The sequence below is a fragment of the Brevundimonas diminuta 3F5N genome (genome assembly GCF_900163625.1).
GTDB classification, from domain to species: domain Bacteria; phylum Pseudomonadota; class Alphaproteobacteria; order Caulobacterales; family Caulobacteraceae; genus Brevundimonas; species Brevundimonas diminuta_A.
Genome location: NZ_FUIE01000077.1, coordinates 1 through 1,991, shown reverse-complemented (window position 1 = coordinate 1,991; position 1,991 = coordinate 1). Strand labels below are relative to the sequence as shown.

The 1,991-nt window shown below is 65.5% G+C and carries 3 protein-coding genes and 1 tRNA gene; all 4 read left to right on the top strand.

Going from position 1 to position 1,991, the window contains the following annotated elements:
• The coding region (locus tag FM111_RS13665) for an energy transducer TonB (protein ID WP_087141478.1) at window positions 1-480 on the top strand (480 nt) is incomplete at its 5' end.
• 187 nt (window positions 481-667) lie between these two features.
• A complete protein-coding gene (locus FM111_RS13660; RefSeq protein ID WP_179205111.1) occupies window positions 668-1,426 on the top strand; it encodes a M48 family metallopeptidase in 759 nt (252 codons plus the stop codon).
• A gap of 93 nt (window positions 1,427-1,519) precedes the next feature.
• Window positions 1,520-1,596: transfer RNA gene (locus FM111_RS13655), tRNA-His, on the top strand.
• A gap of 41 nt (window positions 1,597-1,637) precedes the next feature.
• Window positions 1,638-1,991 (top strand): methyltransferase domain-containing protein (locus tag FM111_RS13650; protein ID WP_143276127.1); only part of this gene is annotated, 354 nt, incomplete at its 3' end.

The window sequence follows — 1,991 nt, the reverse complement described above, 5'->3', positions numbered from 1 at the left end:
CCGCCGCCGGATACACCTCCGCCGCCGAAGCTTCAGGTGCGCGAGCCGGTCGTCAACACCCAGGCGCCTCCGCCTCCGGTGACCTTGCCGATCGAGCCGACGAAGAAGGAAGACCGCGTCGAATATACGGGCCCGCCCGTTATCGTCCCTGGTCCTCCGCCTCCGCCGGCGCCGCCCGCGCCGCCGCGTCCTTCGGTGATCACCAACCCGCAGTGGGCTCGCCCGCCGCGTCCGACCGAACGGGACTTCCCGCAACGCGCTCTTGATCGCGGCGTGGGTGGTTCGGCTACGGTCGAGTGCACGGTGACCCCGAGCGGGAAGCCCGAAGGTTGCCGTGTCGTCTCGGAAGAGCCGTCGGGCATGGGCTTCGGCGCTGCGGCCGTCCGCATCGTCCAACGCGGGCAGCTTTCGCCCCGCACGGTCGACGGCGCTGCAACGAACGCCAAGTTCGTGGTCCGGGTGCCGTTTAACCTGGACTAAGCGAGCGATCGCACAGAACGAAAAGAAGCGCCTCGAGGTTTCGCCTCGGGGCGCTTTTTCCATTTGCCCAGGCGCAGTGGCCGAGGGGGCAATGAAACGCGGCGTTGGAAACGCACTTTACGGCGTCAGGCATGGAGCCAGGCGGTCTGCCTGTGCATTATGGCTCACTGACTGTTCCGGAGGACCGATGTCTCGTAAGCCCCTTATGCTCGCCCTGGCTATCACCACTGGTGTCTTGGGCGCCGGCGTCGGCGCCTGCGCCTATAATGAGGCCCTGGGCCGCAATCAGTTGGTCTTCATCGACGACGGCGTGCTGGTCCAGCAGTCGCAGGCGGCCTGGGCCGAGACGCTGCGAACGCAGAAGGTGTCGAACAATACGGCTCAGAACGCACGGGTGCGCCGGGTGGGCGATCGCATCGTCCAGGCGGCCAATCTGACCAATCGCCATTGGGAGTATGCGGTGTTCGACGACGCCACGCCGAACGCCTTCGTCCTGCCGTCGGGTCACATGGGGGTGACGACGGGACTGCTGGCCATCGCCAAGAACGACGACCAACTGGCGGCCGTGATCGGCCATGAGGTCGGCCACGTCATCGCCCGTCATGCCGCTGAACGCGCCTCGACCACCCAGACGACAGGCCTGATCCTGGGCGCGGTGCAAAGTCAGGCTGGGGATTACAGCCAGGCGGTTCAGGCCTTTGGCGGCATGGGCGCGCAACTGGGCGTGCTGTTGCCGTTCTCGCGCAGCCATGAGCTGGAAGCGGATAGGCTGGGCGTCGATTACATGGCGGCCGCCGGCTACAAGCCGTCGGAATCGCTGGCCCTGTGGCGCGCCATGGCTGAAGGGCGGCAGTCTGGGACGCCGGAATTCGCCTCGACCCATCCATCGGATCAGACCCGCCTGATGCAACTTCAGCAGTATATCGCCAGCCGCGGCTGGAACTGACGGGGATAAAACATAAAATCCTGCGCGAGGACGAAATGGCCGCTTGCCCCCGACGGCGAGGCCCGCTAGAGAACCGCCCTCGCGCAGAGATGTGCAGCCTTAGCTCAGCTGGTTAGAGCGCCGGTTTGTGGAGCCGGAGGTCCTCAGTTCAATCCTGAGAGGCTGTACCATTCTCCCTCGAATCGCTTCTTGCGATAGTCGAGGGAGAAGTATGACGATGACGTCGCCGGCGTGGGATCCCCAGCAATACAACCGTTTCGAGCGCCAGCGTGATCGCGCGGCCATCGATCTGCTGTCGCAGCTTCCGGACGACCTGACGCCGCGCGAAGTCTGGGACATAGGCTGCGGCACGGGCCAGCACGCCGCCTTGCTGAAGCGGCGTTGGCCGGATGCGCAGGTGCATGGACTGGATTCCAGCGCCGCCATGCTGGAACAGGCGCGGGGTTTGCCGGACGACGTAGACTGGGTGCAGGGCGATCTTGAAGACTGGAAGCCCGCTGCACCGGTGGATCTGATCTTGGCCAACGCCTCGCTGCAGTGGGCGCCGGATCATGCGGCGCTGTTC

Excerpts from the sequence above, each read along its gene's own strand:
- FM111_RS13660 (WP_179205111.1), top strand. The coding sequence starts at position 668 with ATGTCTCGTAAGCCCCTTATGCTCGCCCTGGCTATCACCACTGGTGTC.